Here is a 3,847-nt window from a genome sequence, read left to right on the forward strand (position 1 = left end):
TGCGCGCGGCGGGCGCGCGGTCCTTCTCGTGCTGCCGGTCGGCCAGGACGAGCGCTTCGGCGACGGCGGTGATGGCGGCGTCGTGCTCACACATGACGGACAGGCAGTAGGTGAACAGGCCGTCCAGGTACGGCTCGTGGCGCACCATGCCGGGCTCGACGGGCGCGGCGTCGGCGATCACGCCGACAGCGGGCACCGTCGCGCCCGTGGAGCCCGCCTGCGGCGCGGCGTCGGCCGTCGCGCCTGATGTCGAGCCGGAGGATGCCGAACCGGCCGTGGCCGACGCCTTGTTCGGACCGTCGTCACCCTTCAGCGCAGCCTTCTTCGAGGCGCCGGTTCGGCTGAAGACCTTGGGCGAACCGGAGCGCTGGTGCTGCTTGGGCCGCCGCCCCGAGGGCGCACGGTGTGCGCCTGTGGCGTGCGTGGAGTGGTCGCGCCTGCTGCTCATCACCCGGCGACGGTAGGCGCGTTGCGGTGTCCGAGCGGACCCAGTCGCCCAGGTTTAATCCTTATGGGTGACGATCTCCCCCGAAAGGGGACGAGACGTACGTCAAGTCCCGTGCCGCACACCACTCGTTGGTGTCACTTGACGTCACTTGGTGGCACAACGCGGCGCCCGCGATGTCAGGACCCCCGGCTACGGTGACGACATGGCTGCCCGCAAACCGTCCGCGAAGGACCGCCCCTCGTACCGCTGTGCCGAGTGTGGCTGGCAGACCGCCAAGTGGCTCGGCCGCTGCCCGGAGTGCCACGCGTGGGGCACGGTCGAGGAGGTGGGCGGCGCCCCCGGCGTGCGGACGACGACGCCCGGCCGCGTCTCCGCCTCCGCGCTCCCCATCGGTCAGGTCGACGGGACGCAGGCGACCGCGCGCGGCACCGGCGTCCCCGAGCTGGACCGCGTCCTCGGCGGCGGGCTCGTCCCCGGAGCTGTGGTCCTCGTCGCGGGTGAGCCCGGCGTCGGCAAGTCGACGCTGCTGCTGGACGTGGCGGCGAAGGCCTCCGACGAGGCCCACCACACGCTGTACGTGACGGGCGAGGAGTCGGCGAGCCAGGTGAGGCTCCGGGCCGACCGCATCGGCGCCATCGGCGACCACCTCTATCTCGCGGCCGAGACCGACCTGTCCGCCGTCCTCGCGCACCTGGACGAGGTGAAGCCCAGCCTGCTCGTCATGGACTCCGTCCAGACGGTCGCCTCCCCCGAACTCGACGGCGCCCCCGGCGGCGTCGCCCAGGTGCGCGAGGTGGCCGGCGCCCTCATCCGCGCCTCCAAGGAGCGCGGCATGTCCACGCTCCTCGTCGGTCACGTCACCAAGGACGGCTCCATCGCGGGGCCGCGGCTCCTGGAGCATCTCGTCGACGTCGTCCTGCACTTCGAGGGCGACCGTCACGCGCGCCTGCGCCTGGTGCGCGGCGTGAAGAACCGGTACGGGACGACCGACGAGGTCGGCTGCTTCGAGCTCCACGACGAGGGGATCACCGGGCTCGCCGACCCCTCCGGGCTCTTCCTGACACGGCGCGCCGAGCCGGTGCCGGGCACCTGTCTGACGGTGACGCTGGAGGGGCGCCGCCCCCTGGTCGCGGAGGTGCAGGCGCTCACGGTGGAAAGCCAGATCCCCTCCCCTCGGCGTACGACGTCCGGCCTGGAGACCTCCCGCGTGTCGATGATGCTCGCCGTCCTCGAACAGCGCGGCCGCATCAGCGCCCTGGGCAAGCGCGACATCTACAGCGCGACGGTCGGCGGCGTGAAGCTGACGGAGCCGGCGGCGGACCTGGCCGTCGCCCTCGCCCTCGCCAGCGCCGCCAGCGACACCCCGCTGCCGAAGAACCTCGTGGCCATCGGCGAGGTCGGCCTGGCGGGCGAGGTCCGACGCGTCACCGGCGTGCAGCGCAGACTGGCCGAAGCCTCCCGTCTCGGCTTCACGCACGCGCTCGTCCCGGCCGACCCCGGGAAGGTTCCGGCAGGAATGCGTGTCCGCGAGGTCGCCGACATCGGGGAGGCGCTGGCCGTCCTGCCCGCCCGCTCCGGGAGGTCCGGAGCTGGGCGGTCCGGCGCCGCCGAACCAGCGCAGTAGGGAGCTGCGCGCACCGCCGGTAGACTTTGCCCCGGTCTCGCCCGTACGTACGCACGACCGAAGGAGTGCCGTGGCAGCCAACGACCGGCCAGCAGCTCCCGGCAGGACCGGTGGGGGAGCCGGCGCCGAGGGCCTGATGCGCGCCACACTGAGCGCCGTCGCGCCTGGTACGGCCCTGCGCGACGGCCTGGAGCGCGTCCTTCGGGGGAACACCGGCGGACTCATCCTCATCGGCATGGACAAGACCGTCGAACCCCTGTGCACAGGCGGTTTCGTCCTCGACGTCGACTTCACCGCGACGCGGCTCCGCGAGCTGTGCAAGCTCGACGGCGCGCTGATCCTCGACCGCGACATCACCAAGATCGTGCGCGCGGGCGTGCAGTTGGTGCCGGACGCCTCCATCCCGACGGAGGAGACGGGGACCAGGCACCGCACGGCACAGCGCGTCTCGATCCAGACCGGGTATCCCGTGGTCTCCGTCAGCCAGTCGATGCGCTTGATCGCGCTCTACGTGGACGGGCAGCGGCGGGTCCTGGAGGACTCGGCGGCGATCCTGTCCCGCGCGAACCAGGCCCTCGCCACGCTCGAGCGGTACAAGCTGCGGCTCGACGAGGTCGCAGGCACCCTCTCCGCGCTGGAGATCGAGGACCTGGTGACCGTGCGCGACGTCTCCGCCGTGGCGCAGCGGCTGGAGATGGTGCGCCGCATCGCCACCGAGATCGCGGAGTACGTCGTGGAGTTGGGGACCGACGGGCGTCTGCTCTCCCTCCAGCTCGACGAGTTGATCGCGGGCGTGGAGCCCGAGCGTGAGCTCGTCGCCCGGGACTACGTGCCGGAGCCCAGCGGACGCCGCTCTCGTTCCGTCTTCGAGGCACTCAACGAACTGGACCGCCTGAGCCACTCCGAGCTGCTCGAACTGCCCACCGTGGCCAGGGCGTTGGGCTACAGCGGCGCTCCTGAGACGCTCGACTCCGCGGTTTCACCCCGCGGCTACCGGCTGCTGGCGAAGGTGCCGAGGCTGCCGGGCACGGTCATCGAGCGGCTGGTGGAGCACTTCGGCGGCCTGCAGAAGCTGCTCGCCGCGAGCGTCGACGACCTCCAGACGGTCGACGGTGTGGGCGAGGCCCGCGCCCGGTCCGTCCGCGAGGGGCTCTCCCGGCTGGCGGAGTCCAGCATCCTCGAGCGGTACGTGTGACCGCGGCGGCCGAGGCCGCCCAGCAGAGCCCTCGCTTCCCAGTTCGGGCCCTTCAAGCTCGCGCGCTTCAGTCCTTTTTCAGTTCGAAGGAGGCGTCGAGCTTCTCGACGCCCTTGACGTCGACCTCGATCTCGTAGTCCCCCGGCTTCGCCGCGCCCTTCGCGGGTGTGCCGCACTCGTCCGCGCTGGGCTTTCCGTACCAGGTGAAGGTGTGGGTGCTGCGCCCGCTCGCCGGGAGCTGGAAGAACGCAGGCTCCGCGTCGCGCAGGCAGTCGTTCGACGTCCAGAACTTGTCGCCGCCGGAGTCCTTGATGGTGACGACCGTGGACGTACGGCCCAGGTCGAGCTTGCAGGCTGTGCCGCGCTTGTTCTTGGCGGTCAGCTCGAACTCGGGCCTCTCGCCGGCGGCGTACTCCTTGCGCACGCTGCGCAGGGAGAGCGTCACGTCGGAGCCCTTGCACTGCGGCAGTTGGGAACCCGCGGGTACAGCCGCGCCTCCGCCCGATCCGCCTGAGCCGCCGCTTCCGCCGCCCGCGCTGTCGCCGCCGATGACGGCAACGTGGCTGCCGGCGGCACCCTC

3 protein-coding genes and 1 pseudogene are annotated in these 3,847 nt (G+C 72.0%); 2 read left to right on the top strand and 2 right to left on the bottom strand.

Annotated elements, in window-relative coordinates:
* Positions 1–448: pseudogene (locus tag H5J26_RS29235) on the bottom strand (hypothetical protein); the annotation flags it as partial.
* Between the two features lie 202 nt (positions 449–650).
* Here H5J26_RS29235 and radA point away from each other — a divergent pair.
* Together radA and disA are read left to right on the top strand one after the other, a co-directional pair.
* Entirely contained in the window at positions 651–2,072 is a 1,422-nt protein-coding gene (radA, locus tag H5J26_RS29240; protein ID WP_181768980.1) for a DNA repair protein RadA, read from the top strand.
* A gap of 70 nt (positions 2,073–2,142) precedes the next feature.
* A complete protein-coding gene (gene disA / locus H5J26_RS29245) occupies positions 2,143–3,267 on the top strand; it encodes a DNA integrity scanning diadenylate cyclase DisA (protein WP_181768981.1) in 1,125 nt (374 codons plus the stop codon).
* 67 nt (positions 3,268–3,334) lie between these two features.
* On the opposite strand, the gene H5J26_RS29250 is transcribed toward disA, so the two are convergent.
* Positions 3,335–3,847: hypothetical protein (locus H5J26_RS29250; RefSeq protein WP_181768982.1), on the bottom strand; the 513-nt coding region annotated here is incomplete at its 5' end.

It is taken from the genome of Streptomyces albidus (ex Kaewkla and Franco 2022) (genome assembly GCF_013870515.1).
Taxonomy (GTDB): Bacteria; Actinomycetota; Actinomycetes; order Streptomycetales; family Streptomycetaceae; genus Streptomyces; species Streptomyces albidus.